19 protein-coding genes and 1 tRNA gene are annotated in these 17352 nt (G+C 66.2%); 12 read left to right on the top strand and 8 right to left on the bottom strand.

Translation table 11 applies throughout. The features are described from left to right. Positions 1 to 117 precede the first annotated feature (117 nt). Genes ACEN8G_RS02960 through ACEN8G_RS02945 form a run of 4 tightly spaced genes read left to right on the top strand, consistent with a single transcriptional unit; the run spans position 118 to position 4371 of the window. A complete protein-coding gene (locus ACEN8G_RS02960) occupies positions 118 to 2262 on the top strand; it encodes a TonB-dependent siderophore receptor (protein WP_413415264.1) in 2145 nt (714 codons plus the stop codon). Between the two features lie 14 nt (positions 2263 to 2276). Continuing rightward, positions 2277 to 2579 (top strand): DUF3649 domain-containing protein, encoded by a 303-nt coding sequence (locus tag ACEN8G_RS02955; RefSeq protein WP_413415263.1) that lies wholly within the window; start codon positions 2277 to 2279, stop codon positions 2577 to 2579. Next, on the top strand, positions 2576 to 4051 hold the full coding sequence (locus ACEN8G_RS02950) for a PepSY-associated TM helix domain-containing protein (protein WP_413415262.1): 1476 nt from the start codon (positions 2576 to 2578) through the stop codon (positions 4049 to 4051). Before ACEN8G_RS02955 ends, ACEN8G_RS02950 begins: the two co-directional genes overlap by 4 nt. After that, positions 4048 to 4371 (top strand): DUF3325 family protein, encoded by a 324-nt coding sequence (locus tag ACEN8G_RS02945; protein ID WP_413415261.1) that lies wholly within the window; start codon positions 4048 to 4050, stop codon positions 4369 to 4371. Before ACEN8G_RS02950 ends, ACEN8G_RS02945 begins: the two co-directional genes overlap by 4 nt. Before the next feature lie 62 nt (positions 4372 to 4433). Here ACEN8G_RS02945 and ACEN8G_RS02940 read toward each other — a convergent pair. Next, positions 4434 to 4509, bottom strand: a tRNA-Ala gene (locus ACEN8G_RS02940). A gap of 198 nt (positions 4510 to 4707) precedes the next feature. Here ACEN8G_RS02940 and ACEN8G_RS02935 point away from each other — a divergent pair. Continuing rightward, the gene (locus ACEN8G_RS02935) at positions 4708 to 5598 is read left to right on the top strand and encodes a DUF2171 domain-containing protein (RefSeq protein WP_413415260.1); all 891 of its coding nucleotides are present in this window, start codon (positions 4708 to 4710) and stop codon (positions 5596 to 5598) included. A gap of 63 nt (positions 5599 to 5661) precedes the next feature. Here the strand turns inward: ACEN8G_RS02935 and ACEN8G_RS02930 are convergent, their stop codons facing one another. Genes ACEN8G_RS02930 through ACEN8G_RS02920 form a run of 3 tightly spaced genes read right to left on the bottom strand, consistent with a single transcriptional unit; the run spans position 5662 to position 7186 of the window. Further along, positions 5662 to 6573: an alpha/beta fold hydrolase gene (locus tag ACEN8G_RS02930; RefSeq protein ID WP_413415259.1), complete on the bottom strand. Its 912-nt coding sequence runs from the start codon at positions 6571 to 6573 to the stop codon at positions 5662 to 5664. Continuing rightward, positions 6570 to 6779, bottom strand: a complete 210-nt coding sequence (locus ACEN8G_RS02925; protein WP_184000814.1) for a helix-turn-helix transcriptional regulator — start codon at positions 6777 to 6779, stop codon at positions 6570 to 6572. Before ACEN8G_RS02925 ends, ACEN8G_RS02930 begins: the two co-directional genes overlap by 4 nt. Further along, positions 6776 to 7186: a hypothetical protein gene (locus ACEN8G_RS02920; protein WP_413415258.1), complete on the bottom strand. Its 411-nt coding sequence runs from the start codon at positions 7184 to 7186 to the stop codon at positions 6776 to 6778. The genes ACEN8G_RS02925 and ACEN8G_RS02920 overlap by 4 nt, the downstream gene beginning before the upstream one ends. 309 nt (positions 7187 to 7495) lie before the next feature. On the opposite strand from ACEN8G_RS02920, the gene ACEN8G_RS02915 reads away from it, so the two are divergent. After that, the gene (locus ACEN8G_RS02915; protein WP_413415257.1) at positions 7496 to 7627 is read left to right on the top strand and encodes a hypothetical protein; all 132 of its coding nucleotides are present in this window, start codon (positions 7496 to 7498) and stop codon (positions 7625 to 7627) included. A gap of 220 nt (positions 7628 to 7847) precedes the next feature. Next, entirely contained in the window at positions 7848 to 8396 is a 549-nt protein-coding gene (locus ACEN8G_RS02910; protein WP_413415256.1) for a hypothetical protein, read from the top strand. Positions 8397 to 8446: 50 nt separating this feature from the next. Here ACEN8G_RS02910 and ACEN8G_RS02905 read toward each other — a convergent pair whose 3' ends face one another. Continuing rightward, positions 8447 to 9844: a glutamate ligase domain-containing protein gene (locus ACEN8G_RS02905; protein WP_413415255.1), complete on the bottom strand. Its 1398-nt coding sequence runs from the start codon at positions 9842 to 9844 to the stop codon at positions 8447 to 8449. A 40-nt stretch (positions 9845 to 9884) separates the two neighbouring features. Between ACEN8G_RS02905 and ACEN8G_RS02900 the strand changes: the two genes are divergently transcribed. After that, positions 9885 to 10718: an LD-carboxypeptidase gene (locus tag ACEN8G_RS02900; RefSeq protein WP_413415254.1), complete on the top strand. Its 834-nt coding sequence runs from the start codon at positions 9885 to 9887 to the stop codon at positions 10716 to 10718. On the opposite strand, the gene ACEN8G_RS02895 is transcribed toward ACEN8G_RS02900, so the two are convergent. After that, positions 10715 to 11092, bottom strand: coding sequence for an Ig-like domain-containing protein (locus ACEN8G_RS02895; RefSeq protein ID WP_413415253.1), 378 nt, complete (start codon positions 11090 to 11092; stop codon positions 10715 to 10717). The two genes, ACEN8G_RS02900 and ACEN8G_RS02895, sit on opposite strands and share 4 nt — an antisense overlap. 234 nt (positions 11093 to 11326) lie before the next feature. Here ACEN8G_RS02895 and ACEN8G_RS02890 point away from each other — a divergent pair, with 234 nt between their 5' ends. After that, a complete protein-coding gene (locus ACEN8G_RS02890) occupies positions 11327 to 12340 on the top strand; it encodes an aldo/keto reductase (protein WP_413415252.1) in 1014 nt (337 codons plus the stop codon). 189 nt (positions 12341 to 12529) lie between these two features. On the opposite strand, the gene ACEN8G_RS02885 is transcribed toward ACEN8G_RS02890, so the two are convergent. Together ACEN8G_RS02885 and ACEN8G_RS02880 are read right to left on the bottom strand one after the other, a co-directional pair. Beyond that, entirely contained in the window at positions 12530 to 13951 is a 1422-nt protein-coding gene (locus ACEN8G_RS02885; protein ID WP_413415251.1) for a class I SAM-dependent methyltransferase, read from the bottom strand. Beyond that, positions 13941 to 14294 (bottom strand): VOC family protein, encoded by a 354-nt coding sequence (locus ACEN8G_RS02880; RefSeq protein WP_413415250.1) that lies wholly within the window; start codon positions 14292 to 14294, stop codon positions 13941 to 13943. Before ACEN8G_RS02880 ends, ACEN8G_RS02885 begins: the two co-directional genes overlap by 11 nt. A 279-nt stretch (positions 14295 to 14573) precedes the next feature. Between ACEN8G_RS02880 and thrS the strand changes: the two genes are divergently transcribed. From thrS to ACEN8G_RS02865, 3 genes are read left to right on the top strand one after another with little or no spacing between them, the layout of a single operon-like run. Further along, positions 14574 to 16565, top strand: a complete 1992-nt coding sequence (gene thrS, locus ACEN8G_RS02875) for a threonine--tRNA ligase (protein ID WP_413415280.1) — start codon at positions 14574 to 14576, stop codon at positions 16563 to 16565. After that, positions 16562 to 16888 (top strand): YnfA family protein, encoded by a 327-nt coding sequence (locus ACEN8G_RS02870; protein WP_413415248.1) that lies wholly within the window; start codon positions 16562 to 16564, stop codon positions 16886 to 16888. The genes thrS and ACEN8G_RS02870 overlap by 4 nt, the downstream gene beginning before the upstream one ends. Then, positions 16888 to 17328 (top strand): acetyltransferase, encoded by a 441-nt coding sequence (locus ACEN8G_RS02865; protein WP_413415247.1) that lies wholly within the window; start codon positions 16888 to 16890, stop codon positions 17326 to 17328. The genes ACEN8G_RS02870 and ACEN8G_RS02865 overlap by 1 nt, the downstream gene beginning before the upstream one ends. The last annotated feature ends 24 nt before the right edge of the window (positions 17329 to 17352 follow it).

The raw sequence follows: 17352 nt of genomic DNA, 5'->3' as shown, positions 1-17352 counted from the left end.
CGCTCCCCTTTTTCTTGTCCGGCGGACGGCTGAACGCCCAGCTTTCGCTAATGCGATTGACTCGCAATATACCCTTCCCTACCAGCGCCCAAACGATCGCTTCAAAGGGAATCCGCGATGCAGACCTTCCTCCGCAGCGCGCTGCTCGCCAGCGCCATGCTCCTGCCCATGACCGCCTGGGCCGCCGGACCGGAGGGAGACGAGGATCAGGACAAGAGCCGCGACGAGATCGTCGTCACCGGCCTGGCGAACGAGAAGACGCCTGCGGCCACCGGCCTGGCGCTGACGCCGAAGGAAACCCCGCAGTCGATCACCATCTTCGATCGCACCCGGATCGATGATTTCGCGCTGACCAACGTCAACGACCTGATCGCCCAGCTGCCCGGCATCAATGTCGAGCGGGTCGAGACCGACCGCACCTATTTCAACTCGCGCGGCTTCGACGTTTCGAACTTCCAGGTCGACGGCATCGGCATGCCCCTGTTCTGGGGCATCCAGTTCGGCGATCTAGACACCGCGCTGTTCGACCGGGTCGAGGCGGTGCGCGGCGCCAATGCGATCATGACCGGCATCGGCAATCCGTCGGCGACGATCAACTATGTCCGCAAGCGCCCGTCCTTCGACGCGCTCCACGCCAGCGTCACCGCCCAGGGCGGCTCGTGGAACCAGTGGCGCGGCGAGGCGGACGTTAACGTGCCGGTAAGCGACACGCTCGCCGCACGCTTCGTCTATGCGCACGACCAGCGTGATTCCTATCTCGACTACAACCACGTCAACCGGAACGTGTACGGCGCGATCATCGCGTGGAAGCCGGCACAGGGGCTGACGGTCACCGCCGGCTATACCCGCCAGCAGAACAACGCCGATGGCGTGCTGTGGGGCGCGCTGCCGCTCACCTATACCGACGGCACCCGCGTGCCCTATCCGGTCTCGGCCTCCACCTCGGCCGACTGGACCTATTGGGACGTCAAGGACCAGAGCGCCTTCGCCGAGCTGAACTACGAGTTCGGCGGCGGCTGGCAGGCCAGGGGCGTGTTCACCTACAAGCGCTTCGAGGAGAATGCGAAGCTCCTCTACGCCTATAACTATCCCGACAAGGCGACCGGCCTGGGCGTCGAGGGCATGTCGGGCATCTATCCCTCGGTCTATGACCAGTATCTCGGCGATTTCTACGCTTCGGGTCCGGTCACCCTGTTCGGCCGCGAGCACCAGCTGGCCTTCGGCGTCTCCACCGGCCGCTCGGACGGGCGCGAATGGGAGAATTTCTCGCTCGACACGATCGTCTATTCCAAGTGGCAGGACTGGGGCAGCACCCAGGTCGCCGAGCCGACCTATCCGGGCGAGTATCTCGCGGCGAAATACACCGACAAGCTGACCCGCGCCTATGGCGCCGCGCATCTCAACTTCACCGACCGGCTCAAGGCCGTGGTCGGCGCCAGCGCGATGTGGATCCGCTCCAACGGCACCTCCTACGGCACCGACCAGGCGCGCAAGGACAGCGCCGTCAGCCCCTATGCCGGCCTGTTGTTCGACGTGACGAAGAACATCACGCTCTATGCGAGCTACACCGACATCTTCAATCCGCAGGTCGAGCTCGGCGTCGATGGTGCCAAGCTCGCCCCGGCCAAGGGCAGCAGCCTGGAGGGCGGCATCAAGAGCGAATGGTTCGGCGGCCGGCTCTACGCCACCGCCACCCTGTTCCGCGCCAGGCAGAAGGGGCTCGCTTCCTATGCCGGCGATTTCGGCGATCCGGCCGGCCCCTGCCCGACCGGCGGCAAGCTGGGCGACAGCTGCTATCTGGGCGTCGACACCACCTCCAGGGGCTTCGAAGTCGAGCTTTCCGGCAAGGTGACCGATAACTGGTCGATCAGCGGCGGCTATACCGGCATGAAGATCGAGGACGATGCCGGCAACCGCACCCGCACCTGGCTGCCCAACCGCACGCTCAAGCTCGCCACCACCTATGCCGTGCCGCAGCTCAACGACCTCAAGCTCGGCGCCCAGCTGCGCTGGCAGAACGCGATCACCTATGCCGATAGCGGCGTGCAGAGCGCCGGCGTGATGACCGGCGACGTGATCCTGCGCCAGCCCAGCTATGCGGTGGTCGATCTGATGGCGAGCATCAAGCTGGTCGACCGGCTCACCGCCGCGGTCAATGTCCGCAATGTCGGCAACGAGAAGTATCTCGGCAGCCTGATGTGGGGCCAGGCCTTCTACGCCGCGCCCCGCAGCGCGACCGTCTCGCTTCGCTTCGCCTACTGATCTACGGTTTCCAGGTGGCGGGGGCAGCACAACAACGAGCCGGCTGGCGCTACCGCGCCAATGTCGCGGCGCGCGTGGTGGCGGGAACGATCGGCGCCTATGCGGTCGCCGCGCTGTTCGCCATGGCGCTCGCCCGGATCCTGCCGATGGACCGGGCGCAGGCAGTGGTGCCGGCGACCCTGCTTGCCTTTCTGGTCGGCCCGGCGGTCACGATCTGGGCGTTCCTCGCCCGCGGACCGTGGCGCGCCTGGGCCGGCGTGGTCCTGCTCGGCGCGCTCTTCGCCGCGATCGCCTGGGCCGTGGGAGCACCGGTATGAGCGCCGCGATCCGCGAAGGTGTCCGCCAGGTCATGGCATGGCTGCATGGCTGGGTGGGCCTGCTGCTCGGCTGGGTACTGTTCGTCATGTGCCTCGCCGGCACGCTCAGCGTGTTCAAGCCCGAGATCGGCCAGTGGATGCGTCCGGAGACCGTCGCCACCGCCGATCCGGCCGACGCGGTGCAGGCGGCGACCGACTGGCTGGCCAGGAACAGCAAGGGCTCGACCGGCTGGTACCTCACCGCTCCGAACGCGCGGAGCAACACGGTCGAGGCGGCGTACGACAGCGACGGCGCCTTCCTCTACCGCGCGCTTGATCCGGTGAGCGGCGCCGCCGCCCCGCGCGAGACACTGGGCGGCGAGTTCTTCTACCGGCTGCATTTCGAACTCGAGCTGCCCTATCCCTGGGGCCGGCTGCTCGCCTCGCTCGCGGCGATGTTCATGCTGGTCGCGCTGATCACCGGGATCATCGCGCACCGCCGCATCTTCAAGGACTATTTCACCTTCCGTCCGGCCAAGGGCCAGCGCTCCTGGCTCGACGGGCACAATGCGCTGGGTGTGCTCGCCACGCCCTTCCACCTGATGATCACCTTCACCGGGCTGGTCACCCTGGCCTCGCTGTCGATGCCCTGGGGCATCACCGCGCTCTACGGCGGTGACCTGGCGAAATTCTACCAGGACTTCACCCCCGGCTTCACCCAGCGCGCGCCGACCGGCGAGAAGGCGGCGCTCGCCCCGGTCGCGCCGATGCTGCGCGAGGCGCAGCGACAGCTGGGCGGCACGATCGGCCGGGTCTATGTGCTCAACCCCGGTGACAAGGCGGCGGTGGTCACCGTCTATCGCTCGGATGCCGATCAGATCGGCTTCAACCCATCCCAGATCAGCTTCGACGGAGTCACCGGCAAGCCGCTCGGCACCTGGCGAGAGGATCGCGGGGCGATCCAGACCTACAATGTCGTCTATGGCCTCCACATGGCCCGCTTCGCCCCGCTTGCGACGCGCTGGCTCTATTTCCTCGGCGGCGCGATGCTGACGCTCGCAATTGCGACGGGAATGGTCCTCTGGATCGTGAAACGCCGCGAACGGGCGCCGCTCTCTCTGGGAAACCGTATCCTGGAACGCCTCAACGCCGGTTTTCTGGGAGGCGTCCCCCTCGGTTGCGCCGCCTATCTGCTCGCCAACCGCCTGCTCCCCCTCGGCCTGAATGGTCGTGCCGAACTCGAGGTATCGACCGCATTGTGGACCGCCGCAGCAGCTCTGGTTCTCGGCACCATGCTCCCACCTCGCTGGTCCTGGCCCCTCCTGACCGCCGCCACCGCCCTCACCTGCGCGCTCGCGGCGCTCATCGGCCTGCCACTCAGCGTGATGTCGGCGGCGCTGTTCGCTACCGCCGCCAGCCTGGCGCTGCTCGTCCGGCAGCAGCTGCGCGGCCCGGCGAAGCGTCCCGAACGCAAGAGGCGCGCCGCCGCATGACCCTCGCCATCACCGGCCTGCTCTATCTTGGCATGTTCGCGCTCGCCGCCGGCATGTCGCGCCACGCCCCTCCCCTGCTCGGCGCGCAGGCAAAACTCTCGGCGCGCCGCCATCCCGCCCGCTATGGCTGGGCGCTGGTGGCGCTCTCCGCGCTGCTTGCGATCTTCGCGCGCGACGGCGGCCAGGCGCTCGTCCTGTGGTTCGGGCTGATCCCCTTTGTCAGCGCGATCCTTCTGCTCGGGCTCACCTACCGCCCGGCAGTTCCGCGCGCCGTCGTGCCGGTAGCCGCGCTGATGGTGCTGCTGGCGCCCTTCGTCTGAAACGGCACCCGCAAAGCCAGGCCGCTCGCGTTCAATTCATGCTGTCGGGAAGAAGGGGCGGCTGGTGGAGCTGAGGGGAATCGAACCCCTGACCTCTGCAGTGCGATTGCAGCGCTCTCCCATCTGAGCTACAGCCCCGCCGCCTGTCCCGGTTGCCCGGGAGGCGCTCCATTAGCGGCGCTTCTGCCCCAATGCAACCGGCTTGAAACAAGCGCGGCAAAACGCTTCGTCCGCGCGGCGAATGGCACTGAAAAGCCCGGCTTTTCCAGGAACCATTCGCGGTCCTTGTCCGCTGAATCCGCACCAATTCGCCCAACCGGCAATGGAGAGGATTTCATGAACGACCGCTACACCGATCCCCGTTATTTCGGCCCCGAGGATCAATATCAAGTCAGCGGCGCGCGGCGCGCCGGCGGCGAGCATTATTCGAGCGCCCGCGAATATGCCGCGGCCGGCGAACTCGGGCGCGGACCCTATGGCTATGGCGGCCGGGCCAGCTATGGCCGTGGCGGCTATGGCAATGACTGGGACCGTGGCGGCCGCGACTATCGGGGCGGCTGGGACGAGCCCCGCGGCCAGGATCGCGGCTATGGCAGCCAGGCCCGCTACGATCGCAGCGCGCGCAATACGGCCTACGAAGCGGACCGCGGCTTTCTCGATCGCGCAGGAGACGAGGTCCGCTCCTGGTTCGGCGATCGCGACGCCGAGCGCCGGCGCGAGGAGGACATGCGCTACGATGCCCGTCAGGATCGCAACGAACGCTGGGCGCATGGCCCGGACGACCATTATGGCAGCTGGCGCCGCGAGCGCATCGCCGAGCTCGACAGCGACTATGACGAATATCGCCGCGAGAACGCCCAGCGCTTCCAGAACGAGTTCAACAGCTGGCGCACCGACCGCCAGGGCCAGCGCGACGCCGTGCGCCGGGTGAGCGAGCATATGGAGGTGGTCGGATCGGACGGCAGCCATGTCGGCAAGGTCGACAAGGTACGCGGCGACCGGATCATCCTGACGAAGAACGATACCGATGCCGGCGGCCATCATCACTCGATCCCGTCACGCTGGGTCCAGTCGGTCGACGAAAAGGTGACGCTGCGCAAGACCGCCGACGAGGCGCAGGCGGCGTGGAAGGACGAGGAGCGCTCGGGCGCGCTGTTCGGCGGACGCGACGATCAGGACTGGAGCCGCGACAGGAACCTCAACCGGAGCTTCTCCGGCACCTATTGATCCCCAGATACCAGAAGTGAGCAGAACTGGGCCCGGGATGTTCCCGGGCCCTTCTTTGTCCGCTCAGCCGGCCAGGAAGGCAGTCAGCGCCGCCCGGAAGGCCTCGGGCTGGTCGAGCATGATGAAGTGGCCGCTCTCCGCCACGCCCGTCACATTGGCCTTGGGCGCGCCGGCATATTCGCGCTTGTAGAGGTCGAGCACCGCCCCCTCGCCGCCGCGCGCCGCCGTCCAGGGCACCAGCACGGTGACCGGCGCGGAGATGCTCGCGAGATCGGGCCGCATGTCGGTCTGCAGGTCCTCGTAGAGCGCCTGGGCCGTGACGCGCATGTCCGCCGCGGCAGACCAGGCCGCGACCTGCGCCTGCGATTCCGGCTTGAGCGCATTCTGGCGCCCGATCGCCTGGCCCACCGCCGCCGGGAAGGGCTTGCCGTACAGTCCTGCCATCTGGGCGCGCATCGCCTCGGCCTGGGGCTTCACGCTGTCGATGGTCGATCCCGGGATGAAGGCCGAGCCGACAAAGGGCAGCGCATCGACGATCAGTGCCTTGCCGACATCGCCCGAATGCGCCCTGGCCAGCATCAGCGTCACCAGCCCGCCCATCGAATGGCCGACCACCGCCGCGCCGCCGATCTTCCTGTCGGCGATCAGCTTGTGCAGGTCGGCGACGATGCCGGGCAGCATCCCCGTACCCAGATTGGCGCCCGGCGCATCCCCGCCAAAGCCGTTGACCTGGACGAGATAGACGGCGTGCGTCTTGGCCAGCTCGGGTGCCACGCCGTCCCACACCGCGCGCGGGCTGGAGAGGCCGGGGATCAGGATCACCGGGCTGCCCTTGCCGATCACCTGCACCGAGATATGGTCCATCTGGATCAGCCCGGCCTGGGCGGGCGCGACCGCGGCATGGGCCCGCGGCGCGCCGAGGATGGCGGGAATGCTGGCGGTGGCGAGCAGCGCGAAAGCGATACGACGGATCATTGCTTGGGCTCCTTGGCGGGGTTGGTGAAGATCTCTTCGATGGTCAGGCCGAACAGGTCGGCGATCTTGAAGGCGAGCGGCAGCGAGGGGTCGTAGCGGCCGGTCTCGATCGCATTGACGCTCTGGCGGGAGACCTCGAGCCGCTCGGCCAGGTCCTGCTGGCTCCAGGCGCGCTCGGCGCGCAGCACGCGGAGGCGGTTGATCATTCCCCGCCTCCCCGCATCGCCGCGACCTTGTTGATGCAGGCGCCCAGGCCCAGGCCCGCGAACCACAGGATCGCCGCGTAATAGGCATAGACATGCGGCACGAGGTCGAAATTCTCGAGGAAGCCCCAGGCCGTGGCGATGCTCATCGCGAAGCCGGTGGCGATCAGCGCCTGGCGGGTGACCTGCATGCGCAGATACTCGTCCCGCTCCTCGACCAGATAGCGCCCGAGCACGAAGAACACCCCGATCACCGGAAAGGCAGGCATCAGGCCGACAACATAGCCGAGCGGTCCATGCAGCGGATGGTTGTCATGATAGGCAACCACGCCGAACAGGATAAGCACATAGCCGGCCATCAGCAGCATCACCGAAACCGAATAGCGTTTCTGCGCACGATTCATCGCCATGACTGGCTCCCTTTACATCTTGTAAAGGGAGCTTTACGCCGCGAGGCGCAACATGTCAACGATGCTTTCCACATGGGAAAGCAGGCACGACTATCTGCGAAGGGTCGCTACAATGGAAACCCCTCGCAGGCGAATGGGAAAATAGCGCAAAGCGGGCGTGCTATAAGCGCATTATTGTGGACAAGTCGTGTTTGGACTCGACTTCGAAAGAAACCCACGGAATCAATGTCTCCGCGAAGTCAAGTACCGCACTCGCCCCGAACTAGCTGATTAAGCAGGCAGCTAGCCAAAGGAAGGAGGTGGTAATCTATGGCAACGCACAAGCGCGGGCGTGATGCTGACAACGGTCAGTTCATTCCCGTGAAGGTCGCTGAGCGCCGTCACAAGACGGCAATCGTTGAGACCTTCAAGACGGACAAGGACGGTCGGCCGATCAACTGACCCGTTCTAGTCTGGGGGTCGCCGGGGGAAACCTCGGCGGCCTTTCCCCTTTGAATCAGACCGAATCCTACACGTCAAGTGATCTACGCTTGTTGCTTCCCTTTCGGACTGATCTGCCTTCCCCGCCGCCGAGGCTCGCTTGACTCAATGAGCGGTTCGTGCGGCTTTGGTGAGGTACTCAGCATCCTGCGGAGTACGTCCTCTTCACGGGTGGTTCGGCATGGCGAAGCCTCGTACGATTGTCAGCAACGCCAGGGTGGATCTCCCAGACGATCTCAGTGCAGAGATTGGCCGCATCATAGTGCGCTGGGCTACCTTTGAGCACTTGCTGCAACGGATAGTGACACGCCTCATCGGTGTCACGGATGCTGTCGCACGGCTTGCGGTGAGAGAGCCGCGAGCAATCGATCGAATCAGTTTAATTCGCGATTTGATCGAGTTGCAAACGGTGAAGACTGACGCCGAAAGTTTCAAGAAATTCCGGGCGAGAGCGGAGGCAAATGGTCTGATCCGAGATTTATTGGCGCACGGTATTTGGTTTTTCGAAGATGGCCTTTGGCACATCATGTATGCGCGCGGAATGTACCCAGTTGAGGATAGAGGAACGCAGCATCCTAACCGCCGCGTAAGTCCAGAGGCTCGGATCGTGACTCTAGAAGAAGCCCAAAAGGTCACCATGGAAATCAATGCCCTGCTGATGTCTGCCGAGCAACTTCAGCAATCCCTTTTCTCAGAGAGCACATCCAATAACATATCTCCGTCGCGGTGACCCGTCTCTCAACTGGATGTTCGAAGTCCAAACGCCGGAAATATGCGGTTCTAGCCCGCCAGCTTGCCCAGCATCTCGGCGGCGAGCTGGCTCAGCGTGTCGTCGCGTGCGCCCATCACCACGATGCGGTCGCCCGGCCTGGCGATCGCGACGAGGTGCGCCGCCGCCGCTGCGCGGTCGGGGATATGGACCGCGTTCCGCCCGGTCGCCGCGACATCGGCGACGATGTCGGCGCTGGTCACCTCGCGGCTGGTGGTGCCGCCGTGATAGACCGGATCGGGCAGGACGAGCACGTCCTCGGCGCCCAGCTTCGCGGCGAACATCCCGACCAGCTCGGCGCGCATCACCTTGAGCGGGCCATAGCCATGCGGCTGGAACAGCAGCAGCAGCCGCCCCTCGAACGCGTGGAGCGTGTCCAGCGTCGCGGCGATCTTGTCCGGGTTGTGCCCGAAATCGTCGATCACCGCGATGTCACTGGCCTCGCCGACCAGCTCGAAGCGTCGCTTGAGGCCCTGGAAGCCCTGGATCGCCTGCGCCGCGTCGCGGATATGGAGGCCCGCCGCCACCGCCGCGCCGATCGCCGCCAGCGCATTGGAGACATTGTGCCGCCCCGGCACCTGCAAGGTCACCGGGATCGACGGCTCGCCTTCCCGCGCCAGCTCGAACGCGATGCCGTAGCGCTGCTCGCGCAGGTTGATCGCGGTCAGGTCGGCCGGGCTGCCGATCGCGAAGGTCAGCAGCCGGTCGCGCGGCATGGTCGCGGCGAGCAGCGCGCCCTCGCCATTGTCGAGGTTGATCACTGCCTTGCCGGCCCGCGCGATGAACGCGCCGAACAGCTCGATCAGCTTCTCCATGGGCAAGTGATCGAGGCTGACATTGTTGAGCACCGCCACCTGCGGGCGATAGAGCGCGATCGATCCGTCGCTCTCGTCGACTTCGCTCACATAGGTGCCGCCCGCGCCGACCAGCGCGGTCGCGAACGGCGCCTCGGGCGTGACGAAGTTCTTCATCACCGCGCCGTTCATCACCGTCGGATCGCGGCCCAGCGCATGGAGGATCCAGCCGATCATGCCCGTGACGGTCGACTTGCCGCTGGTCCCGGCCACGCCGATCGACAGCGGCGATGCGTTGAACAGCGCCGCGTTGAGCTCGGCCCGCGTCATCCGCGGGTTGCCCAGCTCGCTCGCGCGGCGGGCATCGGGCACCGTCTCCTCGATCGCGGCGGAGGCGACGACGATCTGCTCGCTCGAGCTGATGCCGCTGCCATCCTGCGCGAACAGGTCGATGCCGCTCGCCTTCAGGAAATCGAACTTGGCGGGCAGCCGCCCCGAATCGAGGCTGCGGTCCGATCCCGCCACCTTGGCGCCCTGCCCGGCCAGGATCATCGCGAGGGGCATCATCCCCGAACCGCCGATGCCCACGAAGAAGTAAGGTTTGCGATGCTCCATGACCCCGCGCTATCGGCAATTCGAAGCAAAGGGGCAAGGCATGCGCATCGGAGTCGTCGCACCAGCAAGACCGGTCAGCCGCGAAGGATCGCTGCGCATGGCCGCGTTCATGGCGCTGACCTATCCGCAGCACGAGATCGTCTTCCACCCGCAATGCTATCTGGAGGCCGGCCATTTCGCCGGCACCGACGAACAGCGTGCTGCCGCCTTCCTCGAATTCGCCAATGATCCGGGGTTCGACGCGATCTGGTTCGCGCGCGGCGGCTATGGCTCGAACCGCATCCTCGAGGCGGTGATGCCCAAGCTCGGCCCGGCGGCGAACCACAAGACCTATATCGGCTTCTCCGACATGGGCTTCCTGCTCGGCGCGCTCTATGCCCGGCGGATCGGCCGAGTGGCGCACGGCGCGATGGCCTCCAGCATCGGCAAGAACGACGACGGCACCGCCGCCGGCTGGGTGCTCGGCTGGCTGATCGACGGCGACAGGCGCGGGCTCGAACCCGGCCTGGCCGACGGGCGCCCCGCCGCCGCGTTCAACCTGTCGATCCTGGCGTCGCTGATCGGCACCAAGTACCTGCCCGACCTGACCGACCACGTCCTCTACATCGAGGAAGTGGACGAGCCGCTCTACCGGATCGACCGGATGCTGTTCCAGATGGCCCATGCCACCCAGCTCAAGGGCATTGCCGGTGTCCGCCTGGGCCAGGTCACCGCGGTGAAGGACAATGGCGAGGCCGAGGGCAATTACAGCTTCGGCGAGACGATCGACCAGATGATCCTGCGCTGGTGCGCCGAGATGGGCGTACCCTATCTCGGCCGGGCCGAGATAGGGCATGTCGAGCTGAACCGCGTGGTGCCGTTCGGGCTGGCCTAGGGGAAGATGATTTCCTCGTCGCAATGCCTGCCGGTGATCGTGACGGTCAGCTTGGCGGTGGCGGTGCCCCCATTGCCGTCCGACACGGAATAATAGATTTCGTCGGTGCCAACGGAGTCAGCCGAATAGGAGATCATGTTGCCGTCGACTTCGGCATAGCCATGATTGCCCGTCTGCCAGTCGACACTGGTGACCGTGAGCGGATCACCGTCCGAATCATAGTCATTGGCAAGCACGTTGATGGACTGGATCGTCAGACACTGGACCGATGCCGTATCGTTCACCGCGACTGGATTGCTGTTGAACAGAAATGCGGGCGCCGGTTGGGCAACTCCTGCCGCCGCCAGATAGATGCTCGAAAGTACATGAAGCATGGGCATGCATTTCCTCCGCGTCTGAAAGGGCGAGAGACCTCCCGGCCCTTTTGAAAGCTCCCATGCCGGCCCGCGTCACGACAATCCGAATCTGACCGATACGTCCGAAAGCGTTGCTTCTATTGGTATCCGTCCGGTTCAGGCTGTCCCGCACCCCATTCGGGTATCGCCCTTCCGCCGGGCGTGCCCGCTTCCTATCTGTCGCCCGGACAGGGCTGAACAAGGGCGAGCGACATGGCGATCAAGGACATCCTTCCCGGCAAGCTGGGCTTTGGCGCCGCGCCGCTCGGCAACATGTTCCGCGACATTCCCGAGGCGGAAGCGCTCGCCACCGTCGATGCCGCCTGGGACCAGGGCATCCGCTATTACGACACCGCGCCCTTTTACGGCGCCGGCCTGGCCGAGATCCGGATGGGCGACGTGCTCGCGAACCGGCCCCGCGAAGACTATGTGATCAGCACCAAGGTCGGACGCGTGATCCTCGATGAGCTGGAGGATGTCAGCGCGCGTGACCAGGGCGAGAAGGCCGGCGTCTTCGCCCATGGCCGCGCCAACAAGGTGATCAACGACTATTCGGCCGACGCGACGATGCGCTCGATCGAGGACAGCCTGAAGCGGCTCAAGACCGATCGCATCGAGATCGTCTTCGTCCACGACCTCGCCCAGGATTTCTACCGCGACGAATGGGTCGATCGCTTCGCCGAGGCGCGCAAGGGCGCCTTCCGCACGCTCGACCGCCTGCGTGATGAGGGCGTGATCAAGGCCTGGGGCCTGGGCGTGAACAAGGTCGAGGCGTGCGAGCTGCTGCTCGATCTGGAGGAGCCGCGTCCCGACGGCTTCCTGCTCGCCGGGCGCTATACGCTGCTCGATCATGAGCGCGCGCTGCAGCGGCTGATGCCCAAGGTCGCCGAGCGCGGGCTCGGCATCGTGGTAGGCGGGCCGTACAGCTCGGGCGTGCTCGTCGGCGGGGCGCATTTCGAATATGCCCCGGCGCCACAGGCGATGCTCGACAAGGTCGCCCGGATCAAGGCGATCGCCGATCGCCACGGGATCAGCATGAAGGCCGCCGGCCTGCAATTCTCGCTGGCCAACCCGGCGGTCGCCGCGGTGATCCCGGGCGCCAGCAAGCCGAGCCGTCTCGCCGAGGATCATGCCGCGCTGAACGAGGTCATCCCGGCCGATTTCTGGCGCGAGCTGCGCGAGGCGGGCCTGGTCTCGCCGGAAGCGCCGCTGCCGATCGACGGGTGAGGCATGGCGATCGGAATCAACCTGTAACCGTTGCCTACCTCACAAACGTCATCCCCGCGCAGGCGGGGATCCAGAGCCAAGGGCAAGTTGCGCGCCGCAATGTCAGGCATTTCCGGCAGCGAATGGCCTGATTGCTTCGACACCCCGACCTACCCTGGATCCCCGCCTGCGCGGGGATGACGGAGGTACTTAGCCGATCTTCCGCGCCCACAGATGGAACATCCCGGCGAACAGGTGCGGCGCTGTTGCCTCCAGCCGGTCCCACAGCGCCAGGTTGCGCCGGTCGCTTCCCGTCCCGAAAAGCTGCGCGAACAGGCCCTGCGCCTCGGGCGGCGCGTCGAGCATCAGCAGCTCAAGCCCTGCAGCCGCGAGCATCTCGCCGATCGCGGGCAGGCCGTACCAATGCTCGCGGACATGGAAGCACAGGTCGCGGCAGCCGCTCAGCGTGTAGAAATCGTCGCTTTCGCGCAGGCGCGAAATCGGCTGCTCCGCCGGCAGCGCGAGGACATGGGCCCGGAACGCGCGAATGCCCTCGGCACTCGCGTCCCAGCCATGCTCGGCGATCACCCGGTGCGCCTCCGCCACCCATGCCCGCGCCCGCTCGCTGTAGAGCGCGAGGCGCAGCACCCCGCCCGGCGCCATCACCTCCGCCAGCGCGGATAGCCCGTCGCCGGGCCGCTCCATGTGATGGAGCACCCCCGTGCAGCTGACCAGGCCGAAGCGCTGGCCGAGCTGGGCGACATCGAGGATATCGCCCTGCACGAAGCGGACCCGCTCCACGCCCAGCACCCCGGCCATGCGCTTGCCATAGGCGAGGCTGGCGGCGCTGAGATCGAGCGCGGTGATCGCCAGGGACGGGTCCATCCGCGCCAGGTCGATCGGCTCGAACCCGGTGCCGCAGCCGGCGACGAGGACCTCGAGCGGCTCGGCCTGTGGCGCGCCGAGTGCCGCGAGGTGCGCCGCCACCGACACGCGCTGCCGTGCCCCGGACACTCGCCAGCGCGGATAGGGATTAACCTCATACTGGGCGCGGACAGCATCTGAGACGCGTCGTCCCGCCCGCTCCTCTTCTTCTTTCCCTTCCTGTTTCCCCGGCGAAGGCATTTCCACTGCCAGCACACGCTCCTCGGCAAGCTCGACCGCGGCTTCGGCAGGAACCCCCAATTCCTCCCCGCCCCACACATATTCGCTCGCGAATGCCTGCACCGCCAGCGCATCGCGCAGGCCGTCCGGCAGATTCTGCCCGGCCAGCCAGCTCAGCCGCATTTCCATCGCCGGATCGACATTGATGCAGCGGGTGAGGAAAGCCTCCCACAGCGCATCCCCCGTCACCACCGGCTCGGGATATTTGACTAGCAGCATCCGCGCCGCGGCGCGCGCCAGCGTCTGCGGATCGACCGAGCCTGCATGGAGGCACGTCACCAGATCGGCTTCGAGCTGGCGCGGCCAGCTGGTGAGCGACAAGTGGGAGAGCAGCTCGGCATAGGCCGGGGCCGTCGCCTCGGAATCGATCGCCAGCGCATGGCTCAGCATCGGCAGCGCCTGCGCGAAGTCGCCCCGGTTGGCGGCATCGGCCGCCATGCGCAGCAATTGCCCGGCTTCAGTCTGCAACGCGACCGATCCGTACCAGCGTCCCGTCCGGATCGCTCACCGCAAACTCATAGCAGCCCCAGGGCTTGAGGCTCGGCCCTTCCTTCTCGATGATCAGCTCGCGCACCCGATCCGCCACGCCATCGACATCGTCGGTGTAGAGATAGATGCCGAACGGATTGTGCCCCGGCACCAGCCAGCCGAGCACCGCCTTGTTGAGGTGCAGGTGCCAGCCCTTGCCGTCCTCCAGGATCTTGTAGTCGCCATAATCGCTGACCAGCCGGAACCCGAGCCGCTCGTAAAAGGCCAGACTCGCCGCCAGGTCGTTGCAAGGCAGGATCGTCGTCGCGCGCTGCTCTTCCATCTCGCCCTCTCCGTTTCTCCGGCTGCTCTATGCCATCTCGAAACGGGCTTCCAATGTAGGATTTTGTCTGTCACCGCCGATGTATGCGCAAGGGAGCTGCAGAATCGATCGCCGGGAGAGCGATCGGGGCCGCGGGTCAAAGTGGAATGATAGGACGCGACTCCGTTCACTTTGCGCGCTTCCGACAAGCAATTTCGCGAGCGCTTGCTTATATCGCGCCCGCGAAGGCATAAGCCGCGCTCCGACCAACCCTTCACGAAAGTCAAACCCGTGTCCGAGATGTTCCGCATTACGCTGCCCGACGGTTCCGTCCGCGAGGTAGCCCCGGGGACTACCCCGGCGGACATCGCCGCGGCGATCGGTCCGGGCCTGGCCAAGGCGGCGATCGCCGCGCGCGTCGATGGCGAGTTGCGCGACATCGGCCGGCCGTTCGAGGGCGACGCCCAGCTCGCGCTGGTCACCGCAAAGGACGAGAAGGACGCGCTCGAGCTCGCGCGCCACGACTTCGCGCATATCCTGGCGGAGGCAGTGCAGAACCTCTTCCCCGGCACACAGATCACCTTCGGCCCGGCGACCGATGACGGCTTCTATTACGACTTCGCTCCCAAGGACCGTCCGTTCACCGACGAGGACCTGCCGGCAATCGAAGCCGAGATGCGCAAGATCATCGGCAAGAACGAGCCGCTGATCCGCGAGGTCTGGTCGCGCCAGCAGCTGATCGATCGCTGGACGAAGCAGGGCGAGACCTTCAAGGCCGAATGGGCGCAGGAACTGCCCGAGGGCGAGGAACTGACCGTCTATCGCGCCGGCAAGGGCGAGGACGCCTGGCTCGACATGTGCCGCGGCCCGCACCTCGCCTCCACCGGCAAGGTCGATCCCAACGCCTTCAAGCTGACCCGCGTCTCGGGCGCCTATTGGCGCGGCGACCAGAAGAACGCGATGCTCTCGCGCATCTACGGCACGGGCTGGCTCAACAAGAAGCAGCTCGACGAGCACATGATGCGCCTCGAGGAGGCCGCCAAGCGCGACCACCGCAAGCTCGGCCAGGAGATGGACCTGTTCCACCTCCAGCAGGAAGCGCATGGCAGCGTGTTCTGGCATCCGAACGGCTATGTCATCTACCGCGCGCTCGAGGATTACATGCGCCGCGCGGTGAACGGCGCGGGCAGCAAGGAAGTGAAGACGCCGCAGGTGATGGACGCGCGCCAGTGGGAGCAGTCCGGCCACTGGGGCAAGTACCGCGAGAACATGTTCGTCATCCCCGACGAGACGCCGAACATCGAGGACGAAGGTCCGATGGTGTCGGAAGACGTGCAGTGGATGGCGCTCAAGCCGATGAACTGCCCCGCGCACATCCTGATCTTCAAGCAGGGCATCAAGTCGTATCGCGACCTGCCGCTGCGCCTGGTCGAGAATGGCTGCTGCCACCGCAACGAGCCGCATGGCGCGCTGCACGGGCTGATGCGCGTCCGCCAGTTCACCCAGGACGACGGCCATATCTTCTGCCGCGAGGACCAGATCGTCGATGAGGTGCAGGATTTCTGCCGCCTCGCCGACCGCGTCTACAAGGATTTCGGCTTCAACTATTCGATCAAGCTGGCGCTGCGCCCCGACAATCGCTTCGGCACCGAAGAGATGTGGGACCAGGCCGAGACCGAGCTGCGCGACGCCGTGGTCCGTGCCGGCATGGCGACCGAGGAATATGGCTGGGAAGAGCTGCCCGGCGAAGGCGCCTTCTACGCGCCGAAGCTGGAATGGCACCTGACCGACGCGATCGGCCGCACCTGGCAGGTCGGCACGATCCAGTCGGACCGCGTGCTGCCCGAGCGCCTCGATGCGTCGTACGTCGCTGAGGATGGTGAGCGTCACCGCCCGGTGATGCTCCACCGCGCGATCTTCGGCTCGTACGAGCGCTTCATCGGCATCCTGATCGAGCATTTCGCCGGCAAGCTGCCGACCTGGCTCGCGCCGACCCAGGCCGTGGTCGCGACGATCGTCTCGGACGCCGACGACTATGCGAAGGAAGTCGCGAAGAAGCTCCAGGCTGTCGGCATCCGCGTCGAGACCGATCTTCGCAACGAGAAGATCAACTACAAGGTCCGCGAGCATTCGGTGGCCAAGGTCCCCAACCTGCTGGTCGTCGGCAAGCGCGAGGCCGAGGAAGGCACCGTGGCGCTGCGCGTGCTCGGCTCGCAGGGCCAGCAGATGCTCAGCCTCGACGAGGTCGTCGCCAAGCTGGTGGCCGAGGCGACTCCGCCCGACCTGGCGTGAACCCGGCAACGCTCGCGATCTATGCCGGCGCCGCGCTGGCGGAGATCGCGGGTTGCTTCGCCTTCTGGGCGGTGCTGCGGCTGGGCAAGAGCGGCTGGTGGCTCGTCCCCGGCGGCGTGTCGCTTGCCGTGTTCGCCTGGCTGCTCACGCTGAGCAGTGCCGATGCGGCCGGGCGGGCCTATGCCGCCTATGGCGGCATCTACATCCTCGCCTCGCTCGGCTGGCTGGTGCTGGTCGAGCGGGTGACGCCCACCCGCTGGGACCTGGCAGGCGCCGCGCTGGCGGTGCTCGGCTGCATCGTCATCCTCTGGGGACGCCGCTGATGGCCCGTATCCGCCTGGGCACCGAAGCCGATGTGCCGCGGGCGCTGGCGATCTGGCGTGCCGCTGTCGATGCCACGCATGACTTCCTCAGCCCGGAGCACCGCGCCGAGATCGATACCATTGTCGCCGAACAGTTCCTGCCGCATGTCCCGCTCTGGCTGGTCGAGGACGAGAGCGGCACGGTGCAGGGCTTCCTCGCGCTCGACGGCGACATGATCGACGCGCTGTTCGTCGATCCTGCCGCCCATGGCCGCGGCTTCGGCAGTGCCCTGGTCGCCCATGCGCTCAGCCTGTCGCCCGATGCCCGGGTCGATGCAAACGAACAGGCCGACAACGCCTTGCCCTTCTATCTCGCCCGCGGCTTCGAGGTGAGCGGCCGCTCGGAAAGAGACCCCCAGGGCCGGCCTTATCCGATCATCCACTTGCGTTATCCGGGCTGAGTCCCGATATCTGCGGTGCGTCCG

Source organism: Sphingomonas sp. Sphisp66 (assembly GCF_047324325.1).
Classification (GTDB): domain Bacteria; phylum Pseudomonadota; class Alphaproteobacteria; order Sphingomonadales; family Sphingomonadaceae; genus Sphingomonas.
Note: the sequence above shows the minus strand (reverse complement) of the source record. Positions and strands in the feature narration are given on the sequence as shown.

What these genes read in the sequence shown, in the direction of transcription:
- ACEN8G_RS02960 (WP_413415264.1), top strand. Translation starts at nt 118, where the DNA reads ATGCAGACCTTCCTCCGCAGCGCGCTGCTCGCCAGCGCCATGCTCCTG.
- ACEN8G_RS02950 (WP_413415262.1), top strand. Translation starts at nt 2,576, where the DNA reads ATGAGCGCCGCGATCCGCGAAGGTGTCCGCCAGGTCATGGCATGGCTG.
- ACEN8G_RS02945 (WP_413415261.1), top strand. Translation starts at nt 4,048, where the DNA reads ATGACCCTCGCCATCACCGGCCTGCTCTATCTTGGCATGTTCGCGCTC.
- ACEN8G_RS02935 (WP_413415260.1), top strand. Translation starts at nt 4,708, where the DNA reads ATGAACGACCGCTACACCGATCCCCGTTATTTCGGCCCCGAGGATCAA.
- ACEN8G_RS02930 (WP_413415259.1), bottom strand. Translation starts at nt 6,573, where the DNA reads ATGATCCGTCGTATCGCTTTCGCGCTGCTCGCCACCGCCAGCATTCCC.
- ACEN8G_RS02925 (WP_184000814.1), bottom strand. Translation starts at nt 6,779, where the DNA reads ATGATCAACCGCCTCCGCGTGCTGCGCGCCGAGCGCGCCTGGAGCCAG.
- ACEN8G_RS02920 (WP_413415258.1), bottom strand. Translation starts at nt 7,186, where the DNA reads ATGGCGATGAATCGTGCGCAGAAACGCTATTCGGTTTCGGTGATGCTG.
- ACEN8G_RS02915 (WP_413415257.1), top strand. Translation starts at nt 7,496, where the DNA reads ATGGCAACGCACAAGCGCGGGCGTGATGCTGACAACGGTCAGTTCATT.
- ACEN8G_RS02910 (WP_413415256.1), top strand. Translation starts at nt 7,848, where the DNA reads ATGGCGAAGCCTCGTACGATTGTCAGCAACGCCAGGGTGGATCTCCCA.
- ACEN8G_RS02905 (WP_413415255.1), bottom strand. Translation starts at nt 9,844, where the DNA reads ATGGAGCATCGCAAACCTTACTTCTTCGTGGGCATCGGCGGTTCGGGG.
- ACEN8G_RS02900 (WP_413415254.1), top strand. Translation starts at nt 9,885, where the DNA reads ATGCGCATCGGAGTCGTCGCACCAGCAAGACCGGTCAGCCGCGAAGGA.
- ACEN8G_RS02895 (WP_413415253.1), bottom strand. Translation starts at nt 11,092, where the DNA reads ATGCTTCATGTACTTTCGAGCATCTATCTGGCGGCGGCAGGAGTTGCC.
- ACEN8G_RS02890 (WP_413415252.1), top strand. Translation starts at nt 11,327, where the DNA reads ATGGCGATCAAGGACATCCTTCCCGGCAAGCTGGGCTTTGGCGCCGCG.
- ACEN8G_RS02880 (WP_413415250.1), bottom strand. Translation starts at nt 14,294, where the DNA reads ATGGAAGAGCAGCGCGCGACGACGATCCTGCCTTGCAACGACCTGGCG.
- thrS (WP_413415280.1), top strand. Translation starts at nt 14,574, where the DNA reads ATGTTCCGCATTACGCTGCCCGACGGTTCCGTCCGCGAGGTAGCCCCG.
- ACEN8G_RS02865 (WP_413415247.1), top strand. Translation starts at nt 16,888, where the DNA reads ATGGCCCGTATCCGCCTGGGCACCGAAGCCGATGTGCCGCGGGCGCTG.